We start from the raw sequence: 25,800 nt of genomic DNA on the forward strand, positions 1-25,800 counted from the left end.
CGTAGCGGACAGCCGCTTCGACCGAGGGGAACACATGCGCCCGCTGTCGAGACCCTGGACGGTCCCCGCCCTCGCCCTGCTCGTCGCCGCGGCCGCCGCGCTGCCCGGCCTGCCGCAGCGGCCCGCCGGCCACGCCCAGGCGGCCGCCGCGACGGCCGCCCGCACCGCGACGGACGGCGGCCCCCGGCCCGAGGCCCACGACGTCGTCCTCGCCGTGCACGGCGGCGCGGGAAGCGCCCTGCGCCGCGAGGACACCGACGCCCGCACCGAGCGCGCCTACCGCGACGGCCTCGCCGACGCCCTGCGCGCCGGGCAGCGCGTCCTGCGCCGGGGCGGCGACAGCGTGAGTGCCGTCGAGGAGGCCGTACGGGCCCTGGAGGACAACCCGCTCTTCAACGCCGGCAAGGGCGCGGTCTTCACCGAGGACGCGGGCCACGAACTCGACGCGTCGATCATGCGGGGTTCCGACCTCCGGGCCGGCGCGGTCACCGGGGTGCGCCACGTGCGCAACCCCGTCTCCGCCGCACGCCTGGTCATGGAGAGGACCCCGCACGTCCTGCTCGCGGGCGAGGCGGCCGACACCTTCGCCGTGCGACAGGGCCTCACCCCCGTCACCCAGGACTACTTCTGGACGCAACAGCGGTGGGACGAGCTGATGCGGGCCAAGAAGGCCCGCTCCGGGGACGGCCGGCGGGACGCAGTCGTCACGGGCACGGTCGGCGCGGTCGCCGTCGACGCGTCACGTTCCCTCGCCGCCGCCACCTCGACCGGAGGCATGACGAACAAGATGGCCGGGCGCGTCGGCGACTCGCCCGTCGTGGGAGCCGGTACGTACGCGAAGAACGGCAACGTGGCCGTCAGCGCCACCGGACAGGGCGAGGTCTTCCTCCGCGGCGCCGCCGCGGCCACGATCTCCCACCTCGTCGAGTTCGGCGGCCGGGACCTGGCCGCTGCCGCGTACGAGGTCGTGGTCGAGCGGCTGCCGAGGCTGGGCGGCAAGGGCGGGGTGATCGCGCTGGACGACCGGGGCACGTACGCGGCGCCGCGCAGCAGCGACGGCATGCTGCACGGCTACGCGACCGCGGACGGACGCATCGTCACCAAAGTGTTCCCCGACGAGTGACCCAGGCCACACTCCACCCCTTCAACTCCCTTGCGACCAGGACGAATGCGTTGGACGCACACCTGCTTTGACGACGTTGCACTGGAGTCACAGCCGGGGGCGCGCCAAGGATGGGCCTCATGAACTCCACCGACGTGAACTCCTCGGCCATCCCTGCCCGCTCCGGCGACGTCCTGGCCGTCGTCAGCCAGAGCGGCCCGACCGTCACCTTCTTCGACGCCCTCACCCACGAGCGGCTGGACGTCCTCGAAGTGCCCGCCCAGCCCCACGAGTTGCTCTTCGACGCCGACCGTCGGCTGATCTACTGCACCAGCGCCTACGTTTCCGGCTACTACGGCGCGAACCAGGGCACCGCCCGGCAGGTCAGCGTCATCGACGCCGACGCCCGCAAGATCATCGACGTCCTCGACACCGCGCCGGACCACGCGCCCCACGGCATCGCCCTGGACCGCGCACGGGACCGGCTGTACGTCAGCGTCGAGGCCACCGCGACCGCTCCCGGCGGTGTGATCGTCTACGACGCCCGCACCCGGGAGCGGATCGGCAGGATCCCCGTCATGGCCGACGGGCCGCACTGGTTCGCCGTCACCCCGGACGGCCGCCGTGGCTACTCCACCAACAAGGAGGCGCCGTTCGTCTCCGTCCTCGACCTCGAACGCGACGAGTTCGCCGGCCGGATCGAGGTGCCGGGGAGCGAGGGGCTGGACGTCTCGCGCGACGGCGCCCACGTCTACGTCGCCGCGCCGCACGCCGACTTCGGCGCGGGGCCGGCGGCCCGGCCGGGCATCCGGGTGATCGAGACCGCCACGGGCGAGGTCGTGCGGACCCTGCCCACCGAAGGGATGGTCTTCCCCGTGCACACCACGGCCACCGGGGCGGTCCTCGCCGGAGAGCTGCGCATGGCGGGGGCAGGGGGAGGCGTGCTGGGCCGGCAGACCGACGGCGTCCTCACGGTCTTCTCGCCCGGCACCCTGGAGCCGGCCGGCCACGTGCAGGTCGGGGTCTTCCCGCTCACCATCACCTCCTCGCCCGACGGCAAGGTGGGCTACGTCGCGAACGTCGTGTCCAGCACCGTGACCGTGGTCGACCTCGAGCGCCTCGCCGTGCTCACCACCCTTGAGGTCGACCGACTGGGCGAACCGGGGGCCCACGGCCTGGCGTACATCCCCGCCGCCCACGCCTGACGCACCGGCAGGCCCCACGACCCCACCGGCACGGCCGCTTATACCACTCGGGCGGCCGAATCCAGGGACGGCGCGCGGTTGCGAGAGCGGACACCTGCCCCGAGGGTGGATGTCAAGATCATCGAACCGGCGTGGTGCGCCGGTGTGAGGTGACGGACCGCCGTGTTCCTGGCGGTCCGTCACCCGTGAGGAGTCGTGCATGTCCGGGTACCGTGAAGTCTTCCGGCGTGGTCGTGGCCGTCACCGGCGGCGCCGGCGGGCGCCGCTGAGGACGGCGGCTGCCGCCTCCGCCCTGGTGGCCTGCTCGGCGTTCGCGGTGACCGCCATGGACGACGACCAGCTGGAATGCCAGCCGGCCGGCGCCGCCGCGAACGCGGGCCGGGCCCAGGAGGCCGAGTGCCAGGCCAGGACCCCCGCCCACCGCTCGGCCGCCAAACCGGCCGGCAAGGCCGGGGGCCACCACGGCGGCGGCGACGGCGTCCCCCACGGCGGCGGCCCGCCCCCCGCGCCCCCGCCCGGCGTCCCCCAGGAGGCCGAGGGCGTCTACGACCACGAGCGCTGCGGCAACACCTCGGGACGGGTCCTGCTGACGCTGGACGACTGGGCCTACAGCGACCCCGAGCGTCCCGTGCGCATCGGCGCCCAGCTCCAGGCGCAGGGCGTGCGGGCGGCCTTCTTCCTCATCAACAAGTACGCCGCCCAGTACCCGCAGGTCGCCTCCACCCTGCGGCAGCAGGGGCACTGGGTGGGCAACCACACGGTCTCCCACCGCCACCTGCCGAGCCTCACCGACGAGGAGTCCAAGGACGAGATCCGGGGCGGGGTGACCGGCAACCTCCTGCGGCCCCCCTACGGTGACTTCGGCGAGCGGGAGAAGGAGATCGCGGCCGAGGCGGGGATGCGGATCTGCAACTGGACGATCGACACGCACGACTGGGAGAAGACGCAGGGCAACGCCCGCAGCGCCGACGACATCCGGGCCAGCGTGCGGGACGCGACACCGGAGGAGAAGCACAACGGCGTGGTCCTCGGCCACCTCTTCAGCAACTATCCCGAGGCCCTCGCCGGCATCATCACCGACCTCCAGGCCCAGGGCTATCAGATGTGCCGCAACACCGGTCCGGTCGGCGAGCAGGTCCCCAACCCCCTGGCCTGCTGAGTCCGCCTCAGTCGTAGCGCAGATAGCGGCGGCGCACCGCCCGGAAGGCCATCAGCTCCTCGCGCCAGGAGCCGACCACCGTCTCGGTGTCCGCACCCGCGTCGATCATGGTGCGGACCCGGGTGGACCCGGTCAGCTTGTCGATGAAGCGGTCCGGGCGCCAGGCGAAGCCGCTCCAGGTCCGCTTGGCGGTCACCAGCAGCGCGATGCCCGTGCGGACGGGGTCGTAGGCGTACCGGTCGTGGACGTGGATGTGCAGGCCGCCCACGGTCCTGCCCTGGAACGGCCCGAACGTGGGCACGTAGTAGGCCTCGCGGAAGTGCACCCCGGGCAGGTCGGCGGCGTTGGCCGCGCGGGCCCACGCCCCGTCGAGGCCCTCGGCGCCCAGCATCTCGAACGGGCGGACCGTGCCCCGCCCCTCCGACATGTTGGTGCCCTCGAACATGCCGGTCCCGGAGTACACCAGCGCCGTGTCGGGCGTCGCCATGTTGGGGCTGGGCGGCACCCAGGGCAGCCCCGTGGCATCGAAGAAGTCCGCCCGCCGCCAGCCCGACATCTCCACGACGGCGAGCTCCACGGCCCGGCCGGCCGCCTCCGGCACGAACTCGCCGTTGTAGAGCAGGGCCAGCTCGGCGACGGTCATGCCGTGCGCCTGGGCGATGGGCGCCCGCCCGATGAAGGTGGAGTGGGCGCGGTCGAGCACCGGACCGAGGGCGTCCCGCCCGGACGCGGGGTTAGGCCGGTCGAGGACCACGAAGCGCTTGCCGGCCGTGGCGGCCGCCACCATGCAGTCGTAGAGGGTCCAGATGCAGGTGTAGAAGCGGGCGCCCGCGTCCTGGCTGTCGTAGACGAGGGTGTCGACGCCGGCCTTGGCGAACAGCTCCGCCAGGGCCCGGCCGCTCTTGCGGTAGGTGTCGTGGACGGGCAGGCCGGTCGACGGGTCGGCGTAGTCGCCTTCCGACAGTCCCGCCTGCGGGGTGCCCCGGTAGCCGTGCTCGGCGCCGAAGACGGCCGTCACGCGCACGCGCCGGTCGGCGTGCATGACGTCGACGACACCGCGCGCGTCGGAGGTGATGCCGCTCTGGTTGGTGATGACGCCGACCCGCTGGCCCTCCAGCAGCCGGTAGCCGTCGGCGGCCAGCCGCTCGAAGCCGGTCCGTACGCGTACGGACCGCCCCGCGGCGGCCGCCTGGCACCCGGCGCGACGCCCGTCGGCAGCCGCGGAGACCACCGGCGCCGCCCCCGCCGCACCACCGGCACCGGCGGCCAGCAGCGCCCTTCTAGAAACCGTCATACCTCCGCAAAATAGAGCATCGGTGGACTCTTGCCCCGCACCTCGGCGGCGCGGCCGTCCCCCGGTGCGTCACCCGGTCCGGGCTTTGCGCCGACGCGAACGCCAAGAGGACGGGAGGAGGGACGACGAACCGGGATCGTCCGCGACGCGCGCCAGCACCGGGAGCGTGAGCGCGAGCCAGCACGTGGCCAGCAGCCAGCCCCCGGCGACGTCCGTGGGCCAGTGGACGCCCAGATAGACCCGGGTGCCCGCGACGCCCACCGCCCACAGCCCGCAGCACGCAGCGGCCGCCCGCCCCGCCCGGCGCGGCGCCGCCCGCAGCAGCGCCCACGCCAGCAGCCCCGCCGCCAGCGCGCTCGTCGTGGCGTGCCCCGAGGGGAAGGCCGCCTGATGGGCCTCGGTGACCCAGTCGGGGGCCGGCGGCCGCGGCCGGTCCACGGCGGTCCGCATCCCGATGCGCACCACCTGCCCCAGGCCCAGCGCCGCCACGGCCGCAAGGACCACCGGCAGCCGCCGCGGCGCCGGCCGGCCCGGCCGGCAGGCCAGCCAGCCGGCCGCCGCCGCGACCGCGTACGGGAAGAGGCCGGTGCCGGTCGACGTCAGGGCCCTCGCCGCGGCACTGACCAGGCCCGACCGGTGCTCCAGCGCCGTGTGGTGCAGTTCCCGGTCCACCATGAGCGGTGCGCCGTGGGCGGCCGTCACCAGGGTGGTCAGCCCGGCCAGGACCATCACCGCGCAGGCGGCCACCACCGCCGCCGCGGATCGCCGGCCGGTCATGCGGCGGTCAGCAGGAACGGACGCAGCCGGCCCTCGCGGGCGCGCTCCACCCAGGGCGTCGCCCGGGTGGCCCCCACGGTCAGGGGCACGGCCAGCGCGATGCCCATCAGCGCGCCCGCGGCCACGTCGTGCGGATAGTGCACCCCGACCCAGACCCGGGAGGCGGCCATGGCGACCGCGGCCGTCACCGCCACCGCGCCGAGCCGGCGGTCGACGAGCCACAGCGCCGTGGCGGCGGCGAAGGCGATCACCGCGTGGTTGCTGGGGAAGGACCAGTCGTGCGGGGCCGGACAGGCCTCCAGCGTGAAGCTGCCGGGAAGGGAACGGCAGGGCCGCTCCTCCCGCACCAGCGACTTCAGCACCACGTCCACCCCGTAGACCACCGCCACCACCAGCGGCGTGGCCAGGGCCCTGGCCATCATGGGGGAGTCCGACCGGCGGGCCCGCCACCAGCCGGTGAGCATCAGTGCGGCGAAGAGGGCCAGCCCGAAGGCCGACCAGGTGGCCACCGTGTCGTTCAGCAGCCAGGGTGCGCGCTGGGCGTCCCGGGTGATGTCCGTGTAGAGGCCCCCGTCGATGCCCGAGCCGTCGAAGAGGGGGTGGAACGCCGGATGTATGCCTGTCATCACTGTCCTCCGTCCACGTCCACGCGCGCGGAGACCGGGGGCGCCTCAGGGGCGGCCCGGCGCCGGCTCCGCAGCAGTTCCAGGGCCACCGGCAGCAGGGAGAGCAGGACCACCGCGCCCACGATCGGCAGCAGGTAGCGGTCCACGTGGGGAACGGCCGAGCCCAGTGCGTGCCCGGCCAGCACCAGCCCGGCCGTCCACACCAGCCCGCCGCCGGCCTGCCACACCGCGAAGGTGCGCGGAGGGACGCCCAGCGCCCCGGCGAGCGGGTTGAGGACGGTGCGGACCACCGGTACGAAACGGGCGAGCACGATCGCCCGGGCGTGGCCGTACCGGTCCAGCAGTTCCTCCGCCCGCGCGGCGCCCTCGTGCAGACGCCGGTTGCGTGAGCGCGCCAGCAGCGCCCGGCCGCCCCGGCGCCCGAGCGCGTACCCGCACTGCGCGCCCGCCAGTGCGCCGGCGACGGAGGCCAGGAGCACCTGCGCCAGGTCCAGGTGCGGCCCCGCGTGCGCGCCGGACCTGCTCAGCAGGCCGGCGGTGAACAGCAGCGAGTCGCCCGGCAGGAAGAAGCCGACGAGCAGGCCGGTCTCGGCGAACAGCACGACGGCGATGCCGAGCGCGCCGAAGGCGGCCAGCAGGGACGACGCGTCCAGGAGATTGACAGCGAGGGGGGTGGGGGGTGGTGCGAGCACGAGTACGAGGCCTCCCGGGATCGAGGGCAGGGCCGCCGGAGCGCCCCACCGTCCGCAATCAGTAGACGGTCAACGCGACTGTAGGGGTCCCGCGCCCGCCGGTCACCGGACTCGCCGAGACCGTGACCGCGGGGGCCGGCCCGCGATCACCGCGCCTCCCGGCTCCGCCGAAGGGCGGTGAAGGGCCCGGGTCCGGCAACGGCGGTGCGCCGCGAGCCGCTTCGGCGCACCGGCCCCGGTGGGAGGGGGCCGGTGCCCTGCGGTGGGTCCGCACGCACGGCGTACGAACACAGAGAATCCCCCCGCCCCGGGGCCCGTACACCCGGAGCAGGGGGAATCCCGTCGGACTTCGCCGATCCTCAGCCGTTCGCCGAGCCGTTGCCCGAAAGGATCGGGATCTCGTCGAGGAGGTGCGACAGCGGGTCGTCGCCGTCGTTGATCGTGGAGTTGTCCGTGCACTGCTGCTGCTGCTGAGACGTGAGGATCGGCACGTCCTGCAGGCCGATGTTGAGGGCGCCGATGAGCGACTGGATGCCAAGCTTGCCGATGCCGATGCACGGCTTGTTCAGGGTGCCCTGGATCAGGCTCATCTGCGGGCTTTCCACGCCCCCGGTCTTGGTGTTGCCGTAGCCGGTCTTCGCACCGTTGGCGTTGGCGACATCCTGGTCGTTGCCGATGGCCATCGCGGGGGAGGCGATGGCGCCGACCGCGGAAGCCGTTACCGCGGCCGTGGCGAGTACCTTCTTGAGCACGTCTCTTGCCTTTCGATCGATCGATGATTCCCACCGGGAAGCGACCTGAGTAACTCCGGGAGATATCAGAAGTTCCGGACTTTCACTCATTCGCTCCAGCGGGTCATTTCGCAAACACCGCGGCCAACTCCTTTTAGGAGAAGCCACGGAAGCGCTCATGTGAGTGACGATGTCCCGGTTTGCGGCGGGATGGCTGGTAGCGTGCGCTGCGCGGCGGGTTTCTCGGCCGTCGGCCCGCTCGGACAGCGCCCCCACAAGATGCGTCCGGGCGGGCTTTTGGGAACGCCGCGCAACGCGGCGCGGTTCCCCGCCGTCCATCGACGGGGCCGCCGGGAGGAGGGTCGTCGTGACCGTCGAATACGTCCGTTACCGCATCGCCGACCCCGACCGCCGCACCGCATTCGAGAAGGCGTATGCCGCGGCGGCCGCACACCTGTACTCCGCACCGCAGTGCCTGGGCTACGAGCTCTCGCGCGGCGTCGAGGAACCGGACCGCTACGTCCTGCGCATCGAATGGTCCTCGGTCGAGGACCACGAGCGGGGATTTCGCGCCGGACCCCACTTCCCGCCCTTCCTCGCCGAGGTCGGACCGTACGCCGGCGACATCGAGGAGATGCGGCACTACGAACGGACGCTGGTGGTCGACAAGCGCCGCATGTGAACGCGGGAATACGGAATGTGAACGTCATGTGACGCGTGCCACCCCGCCGGGCGGTTCGGCCGGCGCCGGAGCCGTATACCCTCTGAGGTGTGAACATGCTCGTCAAGCGCCGCCACGTGGACTTCGTCCGCGTCACCAGCATGTCCTGTCGCCGCTGCGGCTGACCTCACGCGCTGCGCCCGGCCCGTCCTTCTGGGTCCGAGGCCGCCTCTTTTCTCCTTTCACTTATCTTTCCTAGCCACTCCCCGGCTCCGCTCTGTCCGCACACCCTGCCGCGGCACAGCGGACCGTCCGGCCACCGCCGGGCGTTCGCCGGGCCTCACGCTGTGGACTTCTCATGACGAACGAGCTTCCCGTCCTCGACCTCTCCGCCGCTCACGCCGGCCCGAAGGCGCGCGCCCGGTTCCACGAGGCGCTGCACACCGCCGCCCGTGACGTGGGCTTCTTCCACCTGACCGGCCACGGCATCACCCCCGCCGAGACCGCGGAGCTGACGAGCGCCATGCGGGCGTTCTTCGCCCTCCCGGAGGCGGACCGCCTGGCGATCAGCAACCTCAACTCCCCGCACTTCCGCGGCTACACGCGCATCGGTGACGAGCGCACCGGCGGCAGCCAGGACTGGCGGGACCAGCTCGACATAGGCGCCGAGCGCCCCGCCCACGTCCCCGCCCCGGACGAGCCCGGCTACTGGTGGCTGGAGGGCCCGAACCAGTGGCCCGCCGGCCTCCCCGAGCTGCGCACCACCGCCCTGCACTGGATCGACCGGCTCAGCGAGGTCGCCGGCCGGCTGCTGCACGAGCTGCTCGCCGCGATCGGCGCCCCCGAGGACTTCTACGACGAGGCCTTCGCCGACCGCCCCCACCTGCACCTCAAGCTCGTCCGCTACCCCGGCAGCGCCCCCGACGGCGCGGGCCAGGGCGTCGGTGCCCACAAGGACTACGGCTTCCTGACCCTGCTGCTCCAGGACGAGGTCGGCGGCCTCCAGGTCGAGAGCCCCGACGGGACCTTCATCGACGTGCCGCCGCTGCCCGGCGCGTTCGTGATCAACCTGGGCGAGCTGCTGGAGGTGGCGACCAACGGCTACCTCAAGGCCACCAACCACCGCGTGGTCAGCCCGCCCGGCACCCGTGAGCGCTACTCCGTCCCCTTCTTCTACAACCCGCGGCTCGACGCCCGGATCGAGCCCGTCTCCTTCCCGTACGCCCACCGCGCCCCGGGCGTCACCCAGGACGCGGCCAATCCGCTGTTCGCCGAGTACGGCCGCAACGAGATCAAGGGCTGGCTCCGCGCCCACCCCGGCGTCGCCCGCCGCCACCACGCCGCGCTCCTGGAAGAGGGCGCGCCCGTCGCCTGACCCGCCTGTCCGGGCCGGCCCCGCCACGGGGCCGGCCCGCCCGCCGGTGAAAAGATCACACCCCGTCGCGCACTCTCGCCCCCGATCAAGGGTTTATAAGGTGAGAAGCGGGAATCACCTTCGCATCGGCGCTCGGCGCCACGGGGGAACACGGGGGAAGTGATCATGAGCAAGGTGTTGGGCACCGGTGTGGGCTGGCGTCCGGAGATAGCCGACGACATAGCGGGCCTGCCCGGTGTCGACTGGGTCGAGGTCGTCGCGGAGAACATGTGCAGCGGCCACCTGCCCGAGCCGCTGCGCCGGCTGCGCGAGCGCGGTACGACCGTCGTGCCGCACGGCGTCTCCCTGGGCCTGGGCGGCGCCGACCGGCCCGACCTGGGCAGACTCGTCGCCCTCGCCGAACTCGCCGACGAGCTCGGCGCGCCGCTGGTCTCCGAGCACATCGCCTTCGTCCGCTCCGGCGGCCCGCTGACCGCCTCGTCCCGCATCGAGGCCGGGCACCTGCTGCCCGTGCCGCGCACGCGGGACGCCCTGGACGTCCTGTGCGAGAACGTGCGCATCGCCCAGGACCTGCTGCCCGTGCCGCTCGCCCTGGAGAACATCGCGGCCTACCTGACCTGGCCCGACGAGGAGCTCAGCGAAGGCCGCTTCCTCGCCGAGCTGGTCGAGCGGACCGGCGTCCGCCTCCTCGTCGACGTCGCCAACCTGCACACCAACCACGTCAACCGCGGCGAGGACCCGGCCGCCGCCCTCGACGAGCTGCCCCTGGAGGCCATCGCCTACGTCCACGTGGCGGGCGGCTTCGAGCGCGACGGGCTCTGGCACGACAGCCACGCCCACCCCGTCACCCGCCCGGTCCTCGACGTCCTGGGCGAGCTGTGCGACCGCACCACACCGCCCGGCGTGCTCCTCGAACGCGACGACGACTTCCCCGAGGCGGGCGAGCTGGCCGCCGAACTCGACGCCATCCGCGCGGTCACCCGGGGAACAGCCCGTGTCTGACCGGAACACCGACGCCGCCCGGCAGCGGGTCGCGCTCGCCCAGCACGCCCTGCTCTCCGCCCTCGTCGCGGACTCCCCGGCCCCGCCCGGCTTCGACCGGGACCGGCTGCGTGCGCAGCGCCGGGCGCTGCTCACCAAGCGCACGCACGTGGTCGCCAAGGTCGCACCCGACCTGCCGCGCATCCTCGGCGAGGACTTCGCCGGCCTCTTCGCGGCGTACGCCCGGAGCCGCCCCATGACCGACGGCTACCACCGCGACGCCCTCGACTTCGCCGGGCACCTGCTCGACGGCGGTGCCCTCACCGACCCCGCGCGACGGCGCTCGCTGGCCGGCTGGCTGGCCGACCGGACGCCCTCCGCCCGGGGTCCTCTTCGCCGGCTCGTACCGGCCCTTCGCGCCCGACGCCTCGCGCGCCGCACGAAAGGCAAGTGACCGTGATTGCTGCCCTCATCGTGGCGACACTCGCCCTGTTCCCGCCCACGGCCTGGCTCCTGGCCGCCCGCCGCAAGGCGCTCACCCCCACCGTCCCCGGCACACCGGCCGCCGAGCCGGAGCTGCTGGAAGTGGCCCTCCTGACCGGCGGCCGGACCCGGCTCGCCGAGACCGTGATCACCAAGATGCACGGCGACGAACGCATCGAGGTGAACGCCGCCGGCCGCGTCAGGGTCCACCGGGCGGTCTCCCACCACCCCATGGAACGGGCGCTGCTGGGACGCTGCGGAGCCGACTGGAACACCTCCTTGCGCAGACTGCGCACCACGCTGCCGTACGACCCGGCCGCGGACGCCGTCGAGCGGTCGCTGGCCGAGCGGGGCCTGCTCATGTCCCCGCGGGCGAAGGACCGCTGGCGCCTCGCCGCCGGGACGCAGACGGCCGGACTGGTCGTGGCCTTCGCCGCGGCCGTCGTCCTGCTCTTCCTGCCCGACTCCTATCCCGCGCCGTTCGTCGTGCTCGCGCTCGCCGCCGGCGGCGTCGTGCTGCGGGTCAAGTGCCGCCCCGACCTGAAGGTCCTCCAGCCCACCCCGGCCGGCGAGGAGTTCACCCGCGCGCTCGGGCGGCAAGGCCCCTGGAGCACCAGGAACCCCGCCACCCACCCCGAGGGGGCCGCGGGCGTCGTCGCCGTCAGCGGAGTCGGCGCACTCGACGACGGAGTGCTGCGGCAGCAGCTGCTGAAGGCGGCCCGGTCACAGACGCGGACGCGGACGCGGACCTCCCGGACGGCCCGCCGGACCGCCGGCAGCACGACCGCCGCGTCGTCCTCGGCCGCCTGCGGGGGCAGCAGCTACTCCAGCTGCTCAAGCTCCTCAAGTTGCTCCAGCTCGTCGAGCAGCTGCTCCTCCTCCAGCTGCGGCGGTTCCAGCTGCGGCTCCTGACAGCGGCGGACCGGCGGCCGGCTTACCCTGCCGGCCGCCTGCCCGGTACCGGCTCCGGCCTGCACGTTCACAGTTCGTCAAACAACCGTCGACCGGCCCCCGCCTACCATCGGGAGGCGAACGGGTGAGCACGGGGGCAGCGGGGGCGAGTACGGCATGACCGACATCGATGCCGTGGCCGGGGACGGGGAGCTGCGGTTCTCCGTCCTCGGCCCGCTGCGTGCCTGGCGTGGCGAGCAGGCCCTGGAACTGGGGTCGCCGCAGCAGCAGAGCCTCCTCGCCGAACTGCTGCTGCGCCGCGGACGCCCCGCCTCCGCCGCCGAGATCGTGGATGCCCTATGGGGCGACCGGCCGCCGGCGCGCGCGGTGGGCACCCTGCGCACGTACGCGTCCCGGCTCCGCAAGCTGCTCGAACCCGGGCGCGGAGCGGGCGCGACGCCACGGATCCTGGTGTCCGTATCGGACGGCTACGCCCTGCGTGTGCCCCGCCGGGCCGTGGACGCGGCCCGCTTCGAGGACCAGCTCGCCGCCGCCCGCCGCGCCCGGACCGTCGGCCGCCCGGCGGAGGCCCGCGCACTCCTGCGCGCCGCCACCGCCCTGTGGAACGGCGAGCCGCTGACCGGTCTCACCGGGGCCGCCGTCCCCGCCCACCGCGCCCGGCTGACCGAACTGCGGCTGACCGCCCTGGAGAGCCGCCTCGAACTCGACCTGGAGCTGGGCGCCCCCGAGGCCGCCCTCCCCGAGCTGTCCGCCCTGACCGCCCGCCACCCGCTCCGCGAGCGGCTGCGCGCCCTGCACGTCCTCGCCCTGCACCGGGACGGCCGGCACGCCGAGGCGCTCGCCGCGTACGAGGACACACGGCGCGTCCTGGCCGAGGAGCTGGGCCTGGAACCCGGCCGTGAACTGGCCGCGGTCCGCCGGTGCCTGACCGCCCCCCGGCCCGCCGCGGACCGCTGCGCCGCGGACGACGCGTACGAGCCGGCCGCGGCCGCCGGCCTCCCCGGGGACCTCGCCGACTTCACCGGCCGCACCGCGGCCGTCGCCGAACTGTGCGCGGCCCTGGCCCCCGCGTCGAGGCAGGGGGCCGTCACCGTGGCCGTCTCCGGCATCGGCGGCGTGGGCAAGAGCGCCCTGGCCGCCCACGTCGCCCACCGGCTGCGGGCGGACTTTCCCGACGGACGGCTCTACGCCGACCTGCGGGGCACCCGCGAGAGCCCGGCCGAACCGGCCGCCGTCCTGGGCTCGTTCCTGCGCGCCCTCGGCGTGCCCGGGTCCGCCGTCCCCGACGGACCGGCCGAACGGGCCGCCCTCTTCCGCACCCGCCTCGCCGACCGGCGGGTGCTGATCGTGCTGGACGACGCGCGCGACGCCGACCAGGTACGGCCGTTGCTGCCCGGCACCCCCGAGTGCGCCGTCCTGGTCACCGGCCGCGCCAAACTGGCCGCGCTGCCCTCGGTCCGCCTCGTCGACCTCGACGTCATGACCGTCCCGGAAGCGCTCGCGCTGCTGGCGGGGATCGTGGGCGAGGGCCGCACCCGTGCCGAACCGGAGGCCGCCGAGCAGCTGGTGGCGGCCTGCGGCTTCCTGCCGCTGGCTGTCCGCGTCGCCGCCACCCGCCTCGCCACCCGGCCCTCGTGGACGCTCGCCGCCCTGGCCGCCAGACTGGCCGACCCCCACCGCCGGCTCGGCGAGCTGCGCGTCGCCGGGCTGTCCGTCGAGGACGCACTCGCCGCCGGCCACGAGCGGCTCGACTCCCGTGAGCGGCGGGCGCTCGCCCTCCTGGCGCTCCCGGACGGGCCGGACGTCTGCGCCGCCGCCGCGGGCGCCGTCCTCGGCGTCACCGAGCGGGAGGCCGAGCCGCTGTGCGAGTCGCTCGTGGACGCCAGCCTGCTGGAGTCCCCGGCCCCCGGCCGCTACCGTTTCCACGACCTGCTGCGGCTCCACGCCCGGGCCCGCGCCGAAGCCGAGGTGCCGCCCCGGGAACGCGCCGCGGCGCTGCGGCGACTGCTGGACTTCTACGTGGCCACGGCCCGGGCGGCCCACCTGCTGGCCGGCCCCGGCACGGACCGGCTCCAGGTGGGGACCCGGGGGCCGGGCCTGTCCTTCGACAACGTCGAGGCCGCGCGCGCGTGGATCTTCGCCGAGGCCCCCTGCCTCTTCGCCGCCGCGCGCCAGGCCGCCGCGGCCGCGGACACCTGCGCCTCCGCCGCCGACCTGCTGCTCATGATGGACGTCCTCTTCGAATACGGCGCCCACGAGCGGGAGTTCGAAGAGGCGGCCCGGGCGGTGACCGCCGGCGCACCGGCCCACGGCGACGGCCGGGCCGCCGGCCGCGCCGGGCTCGCGCTGGGCTACGTCTACTACTACGCGGACCGCATCGACGAACTCGTCCCCGTCTGCCACGAGGTGCTGGCGCTCAGCCGCGCGGCCGGCGACGACCTCGTCACGGCCGACTGCCTGGTGCAGCTCTCCCGGTGTGCCCAGCACATGCGCCGCCACGAGGAGGCCCACGGACTCCTGGCCGAGGCCCTGGCCGTCTTCCGCGCCCACGGCGACCGCTACGGCGAGGCCAACGCCACCGGAGCGCTCGCCCGCGTGTACCTCTCGCTCGGCCAGGGCGACCGCGCCCTCGCGGCGGCCGAGCGGTGCCTGGCCGTCCACCGGGGCCTGGGCGGCGGACACCGGGTCGCCTTCGGGCTCTACCGGCTCGGGGTCGTCCTGGCCGGCGTCGGCCGGGCCACGGAGGCGGCCGAGCACCTCACCGAGGCCCTCGGCCTCTTCCGCGGGCGCCGCAACCGCCTCTGGGAGGGGCTCACCCTCTTCCGGCTGGCCGAGACCCGGCTGCGCTCGGGGCACGTCGAGGAGGCCGTCATCCACGCCGAACTCGCCGTCGCGGCCCTGGCGGAGGTCGGCGAGTCCTGGGGCCGGGCCAAGGCGCTCCACGTCCTCGGCCACGCGCTGGACCAGCTCTCCCGGCCCGACCGCGCCCGCGCCTGCTGGCTCGCCGCCCACGCCTTCTTCGCCCGCATGGGGGTGCCGGAGGCCGACGACCTCCAGGTGCTCATCGGCTGGGAAGGCTCGTACGAGGGCGAGACCGGCTGGGCCCACTGAGAGCGGCCCGCGGCGGTCAGGCGGCCGGCGCCGGCCGCCAGGGCGCCGCGAAGGCGCGGGCCGGGTTGTCCACGAAGACGCGCTGGACGAAGTCCTCGCCCAGCTCCCGGGCCAGCCGCGGCCTGAGGCCGCTCAACAGGTAGGGCATGCCCGGTCCTTCGCCGCCCGCCGCCCGGGCGGCGCGGGTGGTGGTGTCGCCGCCGAGCAGGAGGCGGTCGGCGTGCCCGGCGTCGGCGAGCGCGGCCAGCGAGTCGAACAGCCGCCAGTCCGTCGCGTGATGCGCGCGCGAAGGCCCGTCGAAGGCGAGGAACGCCCCCGCCCGCGCCGCCGCCAGCTGGGCGCGGACGTCGGGGGAGCGGCCCAGGTGGCCGAGGACCACGCTCGTGGGCGGCACGCCGTGCCCGTCGCAGAGCAGGTCGAGCACGTCGAGGGCGCCCGTGCCGAGTTCGAGGTGCACGGCGACGGGCGCTCCGGTGGCGTGGTGGGCGTGGGCGGCCGCGGTCATGACGTGCCGGGCGTGCCGGTCCAGGCCGTGGAAGGCGCCGGCCACCTTGACCAGGCCCGCGCGCACCGGGGCGGTTGTCAGGTCGTCGACGAACAGCTCGGCGAGCCGGTCCCAGGACCGCTCCAGCAGCGCTTCGTCGTAGTGCGCGGCCTGGTGCAGGCCGGTCGCGGCGACGAGGTGGACCCCGGTGGCCCGCGCCAGCCGGGCCAGGTGCGCGCGGCGCCGCCCCATCCCGCGCGGGGTCCACTGCACCACCGCCCGGCCGCCGAGCCCGGCGAAGGCCCGCAACTCGGCCTCCGCGGCCCCCGGATCGTCCAGCTCCCGCCCCGGCAGCAGCGGGCTGCGCAGGAAGAGGTGGTCGTGCGCGTCGCACACTCCCAGCTCCTCGGCCGGAACGTCGCCGAGGACGGTCCGCACGACCGGCCTGCTGCTTGCTTCCCGCGGTGACATAGGTGACATAAGGGTTCCCCTCCCGGTCCGGACGCCCCGAAGAGCGCTGTAACGCGTCAGCCGTTACGTCGACGGTGATCACTGTAACGGGTGGAGCGTTACGATGCCGGGATGAAGGACGACGACAAGCTGGCCTTCCGCTTCGACTGCGGTGCCGTGTGGCTCAACCTGCTCGCGACCCGCGGCCGCAGCTTCGGCGCGGATCCCGTCGAGCGCGTTGCCACGCCGGCCAGGCTCGCGGAGTGGCTGGAGCGCAGCGAGCTGGCGCCCGCCCGGCCGCCCACCCCGGCCGACCTGGAGCGGGCCCGTGCCCTGCGCGAGACGCTGCGCGTGCTCGCGCTCGCCGTCGTCGGGGGGGAGGCGCCGCCCGGTGAGGCCGTCGCGGCGCTCGAGCGCTTCCTGAATGCGGGCGGTGCCGATCCCGGTCCCGTACGTCTCGCCGCGGCGCCCGGGCGCCTGGTGTGCGAGCCGCCGCCCACCACGGACGCGGCCCTCGTCCGCATCGCCCGGCAGGCCGTCGACCACCTCACCGGAGTCGAACGCCACACCCTCGCCGTGTGCCCCGAGCACGACTGCCGGGGCGTCTTCGCCAACCCCACCGGCCGGCGCCGCTGGTGCCCCGCACCCGCCTGCGCGAGCCGCGGGCGCGTCCGGGCCCTGCGCGAGCGGCGCCGGGCGGCGGAGTGAGGGGCCGCTCGGCTACGGCAGGCGGTGGTCGCGTCCGGGCGGGCGGCGCCGTCCCGAGGCGGAGAGAGGCGATTACCGGACAGTCGCATTCCTTTCCGTCCGTTAACCGCTCGTCCGCCGGGCCTCTCGCCTCCGGGGCGCCGACGGGGATGACCTCCGGGAGTTCCTGACGGATCGTCAAGCGAGGGCGATCGAGAGCAATTTCGCACACACCCTTGGGTGATTGTGTGCGACCGGATGTCTTCTTGTGTGCCGCCGTGTGCCGCCGGGACACTCGATCGCACTACCCCATTGGCATGAACGCGACGTGCGGTCGCGCTCGTGCCGTCTCACTCCTCCAGGGCCCCCGGTGCCTTTCACGCCGCGTGGGCACACCCCCCTCACAGGAGGTCCACGAGTTGAACGGCTCACGCATACCCAAACGGCGCGCGGCCCTGGCCGCGGCCGGCACCCTCGCCCTCACCGCCGCCTCGCTCACCCTGCAGAGCGCCCAGGCGGCGTCCGGACCGGCGCCGTCCGCCCTGTCCGCGCTCCGGGCGGGTGAACTCGCCCAGCACATCGCGGCCGACCTCGGGCCCGCCACGGCCGGTTCGTACTACGACGCCTCGGCCGGCAAGCTCGTCGTCACGGTCGTGGACGAGGCGGCGGCCGCGAGGGTGCGGGCCACGGGTGCCGTCGCGCGTCAGGTGAAGCACTCGGCCGCCGAGCTCGCCTCGGCCAGAGAGACCCTCGCCGCCCGCGCGACCGTCCCCGGCACCGCCTGGTCCGTCGACCCCAGGACCAACCAGGTCGTCGTCACCGCCGACCGCACGGTCACGGGCGCCGCCCTGCAGCGGCTTCAGACCGTCGTCGCCGGGCTCGGCGACAAGGCCAGGATCAAACGGACCTCCGCCACCCTGCGCCCCTACGTCGCCGGCGGCGACGCCATCTGGGGCAGCGGGGTGCGCTGTTCCCTCGGCTTCAACGTCACCAAGTCCGGCAAGCCCTACTTCCTCACCGCCGGACACTGCGGCAACGCCTCGTCGAGCTGGTCCGCCTCCCAGGGCGGCTCCCGCGTCGGCACCACGGAGACCTCCTCCTTCCCCGGCCACGACTACGCGCTCGTGCGCTACGCCTCCGGCGCCTCCCACCCGAGCGCGGTGGACCTCTACGACGGCGGCTCGCAGAACATCAGCCGCGCCGCCGAAGCCACCGTCGGCGAGCAGGTGCAGCGCAGCGGCAGCACCACCCAGGTCCACGGCGGCGAGGTCACCGGCCTCGACGCGACCGTCAACTACGAGGAGGGCACGGTCGAGGGCCTGATCGACACCACGGTCTGCGCCGAGCCGGGCGACAGCGGCGGCGCCCTCTTCGACGGCGACGCGGCCCTGGGCCTCACCTCCGGCGGCAGCGGCGACTGCTCCTCCGGCGGGGAGACGTTCTTCCAGCCGGTGCCCGCCGCCCTCCAGGCGGTCGGCGCCCAGATCCCCTGACCACCCCCGGGCACCTCCCCCACGGTGCCACGGCCCCCGGGCCCCTCCACGGCCCCCGGGCCCCTCCACGGCCCGGGGGCCCCCTTCCGCCCCGGTCCTCTCCCGCGCGCCGTCGCGCGGGGCTGCTAGGGGGTGTCCGATGGGTCGGTGCGGGTCCTGCGGTGTCCGGTGCGGTAGATCGCAAGGCGGAGCATCTGCCTCGGACCGGGCGTCCTCGGCTGATGCGACAACGCAGCGAGGTGCCGTGCCGGACACCGCAGGGCCCGTGCTGACCCATCGGACACCCCCTAGGCCGACGGCTGCGCCGGCACCGCCGCGTCGTCGTCGCTCGCGGTGAGCGTCCAACTGGCCAGCAGCCGAAGCGACTCGGCGGACGCCGAGCCGGGCTCGGCGTGGTAAGTGATCAGCTGCTGGTCCTGGTCGGCCGGCAGGACCAGCGTCTCGTAGGACAGCGTCAGCGGGCCCACCAGGGGATGGTGCAGCTCCTTCACCCCGAAGCCCTTGCCCCGCACCCGGTGGGCGGCCCACAGCGTACGGAACTCCTCGCTCTTGACCGACAGTTCGCCGACGAGCGCCGCCAGGCGGGCGTCGTCGGGATGGCAGCCGGCGTAGAGCCGCAGACAGGCGACGACGTCGTCCGCCTTGCGCTCCCATTCGGTGTACAGCGACCGGGAGGCCGGGTTGAGGAAGATCTGCCAGGCTATGTTGCGCTGCTGCGGCGGCATGGAGGGGAAGTCGCCCAGCAGGGCACAGGCGAGCCGGTTCCAGGCGATGACGTCCATGCGGTGGCCGAGGACGTAGGCCGGGACGCTGTCCATGGCGTCCATCAGGTGCTGCACCGAGGGACGCACCCGCTGCGGACGGGCCGCCGCCCCCGCCTTCCTCGCGCGCGGGCGGGCCAGGTGCGTCAGGTGGTCCCGCTCGGTCCCGCTCAGCCGCAGCGCGTCCGCTATCGCGCCGAGCACGGAAGCGGAGACGTTCTGCCCGCGGCCCTGTTCCAGGCGCGTGTAGTAGGCGGCGCTGACGCCCGCCAGCTGCGCCAGCTCCTCGCGCCGCAGCCCCGGTACCCGCCGGCGGCCCCCGTGCGCGGTCAGGCCCACGTCCTCGGGCCGGAGCCGGGCGCGGCGGGAGCGGAGGAACTCGGTGAGCTCGGTGCGCTGATCCATGCACACCAGTATGCGTGCGGGGCGAGGACACAAGGTGGTCCTGCCGGTGGTAGGCACGGCGAGCCTACGTTCAAGGGGGACCTGGCTGGCCGGTACGGGCTCCGGCACGATCGACGCATGACGCACAACACTGTCGCCGCGTACGCCGCGCCCGCACCGAAGGCCCCCCTGGAGAGGACGGAGATCCCCCGCCGCGAGCTGGGTGCGCACGACATCCTGATCGACATCAAGTTCGCCGGCATCTGCCACTCCGACATCCACACCGCCCGGGCCGAGTGGGGCGAGGGCGGTCACTTCCCGATCGTTCCCGGCCACGAGATAGCGGGCGTGGTCGCCGAGGTCGGCCCCGGCGTCACCCGCTACGCCCCCGGCGACCGCGTCGGCGTCGGCTGCTTCGTCGACTCCTGCCGGGAGTGCGACAACTGCCGTGCCGGTCTCCAGCAGTACTGCACCGGCGAGCTCGGCATGGTCGGCACCTACAACGCGACCGGCCGCGACGGACAGGTCACCCAGGGCGGCTACTCCACGCACATCGTCGTCGACGAGAACTACGCCCTGCGCGTCCCCGACGGCATTCCGCTCGACGCCGCAGCCCCGCTGCTGTGCGCGGGCATCACCCTCTACTCCCCGCTCGCCCACTGGCAGGCCGGCCCCGGCAAGAAGGTCGCCGTCGTCGGCCTCGGCGGCCTGGGCCACATGGGTGTGAAGCTCGCGCACGCCATGGGCGCCGAGGTCACCGTCCTCAGCCAGTCGCTGCGCAAGAAGGACGACGGCCTGCGGCTGGGCGCGGACCACTACCACGCCACCTCCGACCCGGCGATCTTCGAGGAGCTTGCCGGCACCTTCGACCTGATCCTCAACACCGTCTCCGCCGACCTCGACCTGGACGCCTACCTGGGCCTGCTGCGGACCGGCGGCACCCTCGTCCAGCTGGGCGCCCCGGAGAACCCCTTGTCGGTCTCCCCGTTCGCCTTGATCGCGGCGCGCAAGTCGTTCGCCGGATCGATGATCGGCGGCATCCGGGAGACCCAGGAGATGCTGGACTTCTGCGGCGAGCACGGCATCGCCTCGGAGATCGAGCTGATCCGCGCCGACCAGATCAACGAGGCATACGAGCGCGTGCTGGCCAGCGACGTCCGCTACCGCTTCGTCATCGACACCGCGACGATCTGACGTCCGACCGCGTGCGCCGGCGGCCGGCCCCGGCGGGGGCCGGCCGTCGTGTCATTCCCGGCCGCCCGGCGGGCCGCCGCGCTCCTCCTCGTCCAGCTCCCGCATGCGCCTGCGGACGGCAGCGCGCAGATCGGGACCGCCGGGGCCTCCGCGCGTGTCGTCCGCGCCGGCGTCGGCCGGGGGAGCGGCGGGCGTCCCGCCGCCGGCGCCGGCCGGCCGTCCGGCCCGCAGACGCTCGATCACCCGGTGCAGCTGCTGCGCGCGGGCCTTGCTCTTGTCGGTGTCGTCGCCCATGACGGACCCCTCCTTCGCGGCCGGGCCGTGCGGGGTGCCGGCCCCGCCCTCAGCCATTGTCCCGCGATCCGCCCTCCCACGTGCCCTCGGTGGCGCCGCCGGCCTGGATGTTCTGGATCCGCTCCCGCCAGCCGGAGGCCCGGGAGCTGGTGGACTCCTTGACCCGGGCCGTCAGGCTCCGGGCGGCCGAGAAGCGGTCCGACCGGGGACCCTCGCTGGCGATCCGCTGAGCGGTCTTCGTCCGGGCGTCGATGGCGGCGCGCAGACTGCCCGCGCGTGCCGTCAGCTTTCCGAGGTCACGGAACTGGGGCTTGTCGGTGCCGAACCAGACCTGCTGCCACCAATGGTCGCTGACGGGGTCGTGCCAGCTGATGTAGCCGCCGGGCAGGATCTGCCGGGGTCCCGGCAGGTGCCCGCCGAAGCTGTAGCGGACGCTCGGCGCGCTGACGGGGTCGTAGAAGTTCGGGGTGAAGAAGTCCGACACCAGCAGCCCGTTGATGGTGTAGCCGTACTGGGGGGCCTCCGGGGGGTCGGCCACCTCGACCAGGAACTCCACGACCCCCTGGCCGTCCTTCGGCGACTGGCCCGCCACCAGCCGGTTGCCCCACGGGTCGCCGAGCATCTCCAGCATCTCGTGGCTGGCGGTCAGCGACCAGCTGTCGCTGTACTCGATGAGGGAGAACGGCTGGCCGTTCTTGTCCATGTGCACGCCCGCGGCGCCCTCCATCCCGATGTCGTCCCGGACGATCATGGGCCAGTATCCGACGGGAACGTCCTCGAGCTTGTCGAAGGCGTCGACCGTGGCGTGCACCCCCCACAGGGGCGCGAAGTCCCGCGTGGCCTGCTTCTGCAGAGCGGCGGCGACACGGGTGAGCTGGGAGGGCGAAATCTGTTGCGTCTCGGAGACCAGGGCGAGTTGCGTGACGAGCATGTGGTGTCCGTTCTTGTCGAAGGCACGCGGAGTCGGCGCAGGGCGGGTCCGGCAGGCCCGCACGGAGGCGGAGGATCCCCGCGGGGGAACATCCCGTGGTCGGGGCACGCTGTCACCGCCCGCCACCCATGACCGCTCGCATGGAGTAGGAGCCGGGCCCCGGGCCCGGCGGGTCAGTGCTCCCCGGCCAGACCGAGCCGCCCGGCCACGCGCGCGTGCACCCGCCCAAGCCACGGGGGGACCCACCAGTTGAGGCGCCCCGCGAGCACCAGATAGGCCGGCACCAGCACACCCCGCACCAGCACCGCGTCCACCAGGACGGCCGTCGCCAGGCCGGTGCCCAGCAGCTTCAGCACGCTCACCCCCGACGTGGCGAGCGCACCCGTGACCACGGCCACTGCGAGCGCCCCCGTCGTCACCAGCCGCCCCGTCCGCGCCACGCCCTCCACGACGGCCCGCCGGTTGTCGCCCGTCAGCAGATAGCCCTCGCGGACACGGGAGAGCAGGAAGATCTCGTAGTCGATCGCCAGCCCGAAGGCGATGACGAACATCAGCGGCGGAACCGTCACGTCCAGCGTGCCGGTGACCGTGAAGTCGCCCACGAGGCGGCGCAGATGCCCCTCCTGGAAGACGTACACCATCGCCCCGAAGCTCGCCCCCAGGCTCAGCGCCCCGATGACCAGCGCCTTCACCGGCAGCAGCAGGCTCCCGGTCAGCAGGAACAGCATCGCCCACGTCGTGACCCCGGCCACGGCCGCCGCGAGCGGCAGCCGCGCCCGGACCGCCGCCCGGGTGTCGAGCAGAAACGCCGCACGCCCCGTCACCAGCCGCTCGCCGCCCGGCCCGGGCAACGCCCGCAGCCGCTCCACCAGCCGCTGCGCGGCGGCCGACTGCGGCTCCCGAGGGCCGCCCACCCGCAACACCGCACCCCGCACCGCACCGACCCGCCCGGCCGGCCGCGCCCAGTCCACCCGGCCTGCCGACGGCAGGGCCGCCACCCGCCGCCCGTAGGCGCGCAGCGCCGCGCCGTCCCGGACGGGATCCGCCTCCGGCAGGACGACCGTCAGCCCCTGGCCGGCCGGGGCGGCGAAGCCCGCGCGGATCTCCTCCGCGGTCCGGTGCGCCTCCGCCGACGCCGGCAGTACGCGCTCGTCCGGCAGCCCGAAGCGCACGTGCCCGAAGGGCGCGGCCAGCAACAGCAGCGCCACCGCGCACCCGCCGCCGTAGCACAGCGGCCGCTTGGTGACCGCCCGCGCGATCGTGCGCCACACCGGGCTGTCCGGCCTGGCCTCGCGGGCCGGGCGCCGTCGCCGCAGGAGGGCCAGCGGATCGCCGCGGTCCACGCGCGTGCCCAGCAGCGTCAGGAGCGGCGGTACGAGCACGGTGGCCGCGGCCGCCGCGAACAGCGCGACCCCCATGCCCGCGCACGCCATGGACCTCAGGAACGGCAGCGGCAGAACCAGCAGCGCCGACATCGACAGGGCCACCGCGGCCGCCGACACGGCCACGGTGCGTCCCGCCCGCTGTGCCGTGCGCCGCACGGCGTTTGCCACCGGGCCGCCGGCGCGCAGCTCCTCCCGGAAGCGGGTGACCAGGAACAGCCCGTAGTCCACGCCGAGTCCGAAGCCCAGAGCGGTGGTGAGGTTCATCGCGAAGACCGACACCGGCATGAGGGTGGTGAGCAGCCGCAGCAGCGCGGCCGTTCCGACGACCGAGACCGCCCCGATCGCCAGGGGCACCAGCGCGGCCACCAGCGACCGCAGGGCGATCACCAGCAGCAGGAGGGTGACGGGAGCGGCCACCAGCTCCGCCCGCACCAGGTCCGCCTCGGAGGCCCGGCGGGCCTCCACGCTGACCCAGGAGGGACCGGTGGCCGCGACGTCGAGCACGCCGTGTCCGCCGGTGAGGCGGGGCACCAGGGTGTCGGCGGTGCGGGCCGCGTCCCGGTCGGCGCCTTCGAGGTCGGCCGCCACCACGGCGGCGGAGCCGTCGGCGGAACGCAGCGCCGGGTCCGGGGCCGTCCAGTACGAGCGCACGCTCGCCACCCCGCGCGCGTGCTCCAGCCGTTCGGTGAGCCGCAGCCCCGCCTCGCGCGCCCGGGCCGAGTCCACGCCGCCCCTGGCCCGTACGAGCAGGACGACGTCGGGGTTGCCCGCCCCGAAGCGGTCGGCCAGGAGGGCGGCAGCGCGGGCCGACTCGGTGCCGGTGGCGGTGTAGCCGCCGTTGGCGAGCCGCTCGGAGGTTCCGGCGCCCGCCAGCGCGAGCAGCAACGTCACCGCGGCCGAGGCCGCGGGGACCAGCCAGGGTCGCAGCCTCCGGAGCGCCTCGCCCGCACGGTTCGCCGCCCCGGCGTCCGCGGGCGCGAGGGCGGGCGCCGGGGTCTCGACGTCGGCGGGGGAGCTCACGCGGTCCGGAAGAAGAGGACGGCGTTCTGCCCGCCGAAGCCGAAGGCGTTGCTGATCGCACCTTCCATGCGGTGCCGCCGGGGCACCTTGGTGACCACGTCCAGGTCCATCCCGTCGTCGAGGCGGCCGAGGTTGGCGGTGGGGGGAATGAGCTGCCGCTCCAGCGAGAGCACGGTGCACGCCGCGTCGACGGCGCCGGCCGCCCCCAGCGAGTGGCCGATGGCGCCCTTGAGGGAGGTCACCGGCGGCGCACTGCGGAACACGCCGCGGAGCACGTCGGCCTCCACCCGGTCGTTGAGGGGCGTGGATGTGCCGTGCGCGTTGACGTGGTGCACGTCCGACACGCCGGCCCCGGCGTCCGAGAGCGCCGCCACCAGCGCGCGGCGGGCCCCGGAGCCGTCCGGGTCGGGCCGGGTGGCGTGGTACCCGTCGCTGGACGCGCCGTAGCCGGACAGCAGGCCCCGGACGCGCGCGCCGCGGGCCCGCGCGGAGTCCGGCCGCTCCAGGACGAGCACGGCGGCGCCCTCGCTCAGGACGAAGCCGTCGCGGTCCGCGTCGAACGGCCGTGAGGCCCCGGCGGGGTCGTGACGGCGCCGGGACAGGGCCTGCATGCGGTGGAAGGTGGCGGATCCCATGGGGACGCGGGCGCAGTCGGTGCCGCCGGCGAGCGCGATGTCGCAGGCCCCCGAGCGCAGCAGGTCGCGGGCGACGCCGATCGCCGTGGCCCCCGAGGCGCAGGCGGTGGACGTCGTCAGGCACGGCCCCAGGGCCCGCAGGTCCGTGGACACCTCGCCGGCCACCATGTTGGGCAGGGAGCGCAGCAGCGCGGTCGGCGAGATGGCGTCGACGCGGCCTTCGGCGAGGTGCCGGTACTCCGCGGGCCACCGGTCGCCGCCGTTGCTGGCGCTGCCGATGACGATCGCCACGCGGGGACCGTCCCAGGCGGCCGTGTCCAGCGCGGCGTCGGCGACCGCCTCGCGCGCGGCGACCATGGCCAGCTGGATGAACCGGTCGTTGCGCCAGGTGATCCGCCTGCCCAGCAGCGCGCCGCCGTCGAAACCGGGGACCTTGCAGGAGAAGTCGACCGGCAGCCCGGCCAGGTCCTCGTCGTGCGCGCCGAGGCCGGTACCGGTCAGCAGCCCCGCCCAGGTCGCCTCCCGGCCGATGCCCGCCGGGGTCACCAAGCCGATGCCGGTGACGGCGACCTCCCGGACGGTCACGGCGTGGGCACGGTCAGCGCGGCGGGCCCGGCCGCTCCGGCGTCGTGCCCCGCGGCGGCCTCCGCCGGGCCGGCGCGGCCCGCCAGCAGCCGCTCGACGTGCGCGGCCGCCTCGCCGAGCGTCTCGCCCCGGAGCTCCTGGTCCAGGGTCATCCGCAGGTGGTCCTCGAGCAGGGTGACCATTTCGGCCTGGGCGAGGGAGTCGATCTCGAGCTGTTCGTAGGTGGCGTCCGGGGTGATCTCCTCCTCGGGAACGCCGAAGTACTCGGTGAGCAGACGAGCCATCAGGTCGTAGACGGGTTCCATCGATCGTTCTCCTCGATCGGGGCCGGACCGGACAACAGGCATATCGCTCATCCAGTGACATAGCACTTTAGTGACATGGCACT

General features: G+C 74.6%; 22 protein-coding genes and 1 pseudogene. 11 read left to right on the forward strand and 12 right to left on the reverse strand.

Annotated elements, in window-relative coordinates; all coding sequences use genetic code 11:
* The first annotated feature begins 34 nt into the window (after window positions 1–34).
* The 3 genes from CYQ11_RS28040 (at window position 35) to CYQ11_RS28050 (ending at window position 3,466) form a co-directional block, all read left to right on the forward strand.
* Window positions 35–1,123, forward strand: coding sequence for an isoaspartyl peptidase/L-asparaginase family protein (locus CYQ11_RS28040; protein WP_099198684.1), 1,089 nt, complete (start codon window positions 35–37; stop codon window positions 1,121–1,123).
* A 119-nt stretch (window positions 1,124–1,242) separates the two neighbouring features.
* The gene (locus CYQ11_RS28045; RefSeq protein WP_104651109.1) at window positions 1,243–2,307 is read left to right on the forward strand and encodes a YncE family protein; all 1,065 of its coding nucleotides are present in this window, start codon (window positions 1,243–1,245) and stop codon (window positions 2,305–2,307) included.
* A gap of 199 nt (window positions 2,308–2,506) precedes the next feature.
* Window positions 2,507–3,466, forward strand: a complete 960-nt coding sequence (locus tag CYQ11_RS28050) for a polysaccharide deacetylase family protein (protein ID WP_146104754.1) — start codon at window positions 2,507–2,509, stop codon at window positions 3,464–3,466.
* 7 nt (window positions 3,467–3,473) lie between these two features.
* Here the strand turns inward: CYQ11_RS28050 and CYQ11_RS28055 are convergent, their stop codons facing one another.
* From CYQ11_RS28055 to CYQ11_RS28075, 5 genes are all read right to left on the reverse strand, one after another.
* Window positions 3,474–4,760, reverse strand: coding sequence for an exo-beta-N-acetylmuramidase NamZ family protein (locus CYQ11_RS28055; protein ID WP_099198686.1), 1,287 nt, complete (start codon window positions 4,758–4,760; stop codon window positions 3,474–3,476).
* Between the two features lie 69 nt (window positions 4,761–4,829).
* Entirely contained in the window at window positions 4,830–5,537 is a 708-nt protein-coding gene (locus CYQ11_RS28060) for a phosphatase PAP2 family protein (RefSeq protein ID WP_099198687.1), read from the reverse strand.
* Window positions 5,534–6,163 carry a phosphatase PAP2 family protein gene (locus tag CYQ11_RS28065; protein WP_099198688.1) on the reverse strand — a complete coding sequence of 210 codons (630 nt, stop codon included), beginning with the start codon at window positions 6,161–6,163 and terminating at the stop codon, window positions 5,534–5,536. Before CYQ11_RS28065 ends, CYQ11_RS28060 begins: the two co-directional genes overlap by 4 nt.
* Complete coding sequence (locus tag CYQ11_RS28070; RefSeq protein ID WP_099198689.1) at window positions 6,163–6,855, reverse strand: DedA family protein; 693 nt, start codon at window positions 6,853–6,855, stop codon at window positions 6,163–6,165. Before CYQ11_RS28070 ends, CYQ11_RS28065 begins: the two co-directional genes overlap by 1 nt.
* Window positions 6,856–7,214: 359 nt before the next feature.
* The gene (locus CYQ11_RS28075) at window positions 7,215–7,607 is read right to left on the reverse strand and encodes a rodlin (RefSeq protein WP_099198690.1); all 393 of its coding nucleotides are present in this window, start codon (window positions 7,605–7,607) and stop codon (window positions 7,215–7,217) included.
* 346 nt (window positions 7,608–7,953) lie between these two features.
* Here CYQ11_RS28075 and CYQ11_RS28080 point away from each other — a divergent pair, with 346 nt between their 5' ends.
* The 5 genes and pseudogenes from CYQ11_RS28080 (at window position 7,954) to CYQ11_RS28100 (ending at window position 15,109) form a co-directional block, all read left to right on the forward strand.
* Window positions 7,954–8,268 (forward strand): putative quinol monooxygenase, encoded by a 315-nt coding sequence (locus CYQ11_RS28080; RefSeq protein WP_099198691.1) that lies wholly within the window; start codon window positions 7,954–7,956, stop codon window positions 8,266–8,268.
* A 337-nt stretch (window positions 8,269–8,605) separates the two neighbouring features.
* Window positions 8,606–9,622, forward strand: coding sequence for an isopenicillin N synthase family dioxygenase (locus CYQ11_RS28085; RefSeq protein WP_099198692.1), 1,017 nt, complete (start codon window positions 8,606–8,608; stop codon window positions 9,620–9,622).
* A 165-nt stretch (window positions 9,623–9,787) separates the two neighbouring features.
* A pseudogene (locus CYQ11_RS28090) lies at window positions 9,788–11,057 on the forward strand (MbnB/TglH/ChrH family RiPP precursor modification enzyme).
* Window positions 11,054–11,998, forward strand: coding sequence for a TIGR04222 domain-containing membrane protein (locus CYQ11_RS28095; protein WP_099198693.1), 945 nt, complete (start codon window positions 11,054–11,056; stop codon window positions 11,996–11,998). Before CYQ11_RS28090 ends, CYQ11_RS28095 begins: the two are co-directional and overlap by 4 nt.
* A gap of 156 nt (window positions 11,999–12,154) precedes the next feature.
* Window positions 12,155–15,109: an AfsR/SARP family transcriptional regulator gene (locus tag CYQ11_RS28100; protein ID WP_099198694.1), complete on the forward strand. Its 2,955-nt coding sequence runs from the start codon at window positions 12,155–12,157 to the stop codon at window positions 15,107–15,109.
* 16 nt (window positions 15,110–15,125) lie between these two features.
* On the opposite strand, the gene CYQ11_RS28105 is transcribed toward CYQ11_RS28100, so the two are convergent.
* Window positions 15,126–16,073, reverse strand: a complete 948-nt coding sequence (locus tag CYQ11_RS28105) for a phosphotriesterase family protein (protein WP_099198695.1) — start codon at window positions 16,071–16,073, stop codon at window positions 15,126–15,128.
* Window positions 16,074–16,175: 102 nt separating this feature from the next.
* On the opposite strand from CYQ11_RS28105, the gene CYQ11_RS28110 reads away from it, so the two are divergent.
* Entirely contained in the window at window positions 16,176–16,751 is a 576-nt protein-coding gene (locus CYQ11_RS28110) for a CGNR zinc finger domain-containing protein (protein ID WP_099198696.1), read from the forward strand.
* Window positions 16,752–17,149: 398 nt separating this feature from the next.
* Entirely contained in the window at window positions 17,150–18,223 is a 1,074-nt protein-coding gene (locus CYQ11_RS28115) for a S1 family peptidase (RefSeq protein WP_099198697.1), read from the forward strand.
* Between the two features lie 287 nt (window positions 18,224–18,510).
* Here the strand turns inward: CYQ11_RS28115 and CYQ11_RS28120 are convergent, their stop codons facing one another.
* Window positions 18,511–19,389: a helix-turn-helix transcriptional regulator gene (locus tag CYQ11_RS28120; RefSeq protein WP_099198738.1), complete on the reverse strand. Its 879-nt coding sequence runs from the start codon at window positions 19,387–19,389 to the stop codon at window positions 18,511–18,513.
* A 117-nt stretch (window positions 19,390–19,506) separates the two neighbouring features.
* Between CYQ11_RS28120 and CYQ11_RS28125 the strand changes: the two genes are divergently transcribed.
* Window positions 19,507–20,562 (forward strand): NAD(P)-dependent alcohol dehydrogenase, encoded by a 1,056-nt coding sequence (locus CYQ11_RS28125; protein ID WP_099198698.1) that lies wholly within the window; start codon window positions 19,507–19,509, stop codon window positions 20,560–20,562.
* 51 nt (window positions 20,563–20,613) lie between these two features.
* Here the strand turns inward: CYQ11_RS28125 and CYQ11_RS28130 are convergent, their stop codons facing one another.
* The 5 genes from CYQ11_RS28130 to CYQ11_RS28150 form a co-directional block, all read right to left on the reverse strand.
* Window positions 20,614–20,913: a hypothetical protein gene (locus CYQ11_RS28130; protein WP_099198699.1), complete on the reverse strand. Its 300-nt coding sequence runs from the start codon at window positions 20,911–20,913 to the stop codon at window positions 20,614–20,616.
* Window positions 20,906–21,787: a hypothetical protein gene (locus CYQ11_RS28135; protein WP_104651110.1), complete on the reverse strand. Its 882-nt coding sequence runs from the start codon at window positions 21,785–21,787 to the stop codon at window positions 20,906–20,908. Before CYQ11_RS28135 ends, CYQ11_RS28130 begins: the two co-directional genes overlap by 8 nt.
* Before the next feature lie 173 nt (window positions 21,788–21,960).
* The gene (locus CYQ11_RS28140; protein WP_099198700.1) at window positions 21,961–24,192 is read right to left on the reverse strand and encodes an MMPL family transporter; all 2,232 of its coding nucleotides are present in this window, start codon (window positions 24,190–24,192) and stop codon (window positions 21,961–21,963) included.
* The gene (locus CYQ11_RS28145; protein WP_099198701.1) at window positions 24,189–25,412 is read right to left on the reverse strand and encodes a beta-ketoacyl-[acyl-carrier-protein] synthase family protein; all 1,224 of its coding nucleotides are present in this window, start codon (window positions 25,410–25,412) and stop codon (window positions 24,189–24,191) included. The genes CYQ11_RS28140 and CYQ11_RS28145 overlap by 4 nt, the downstream gene beginning before the upstream one ends.
* A complete protein-coding gene (locus CYQ11_RS28150) occupies window positions 25,409–25,717 on the reverse strand; it encodes an acyl carrier protein (RefSeq protein ID WP_181143813.1) in 309 nt (102 codons plus the stop codon). Before CYQ11_RS28150 ends, CYQ11_RS28145 begins: the two co-directional genes overlap by 4 nt.
* Between the last annotated feature and the right edge of the window lie 83 nt (window positions 25,718–25,800).

Source organism: Streptomyces cinnamoneus, assembly GCF_002939475.1.
GTDB classification, from domain to species: domain Bacteria; phylum Actinomycetota; class Actinomycetes; order Streptomycetales; family Streptomycetaceae; genus Streptomyces; species Streptomyces cinnamoneus_A.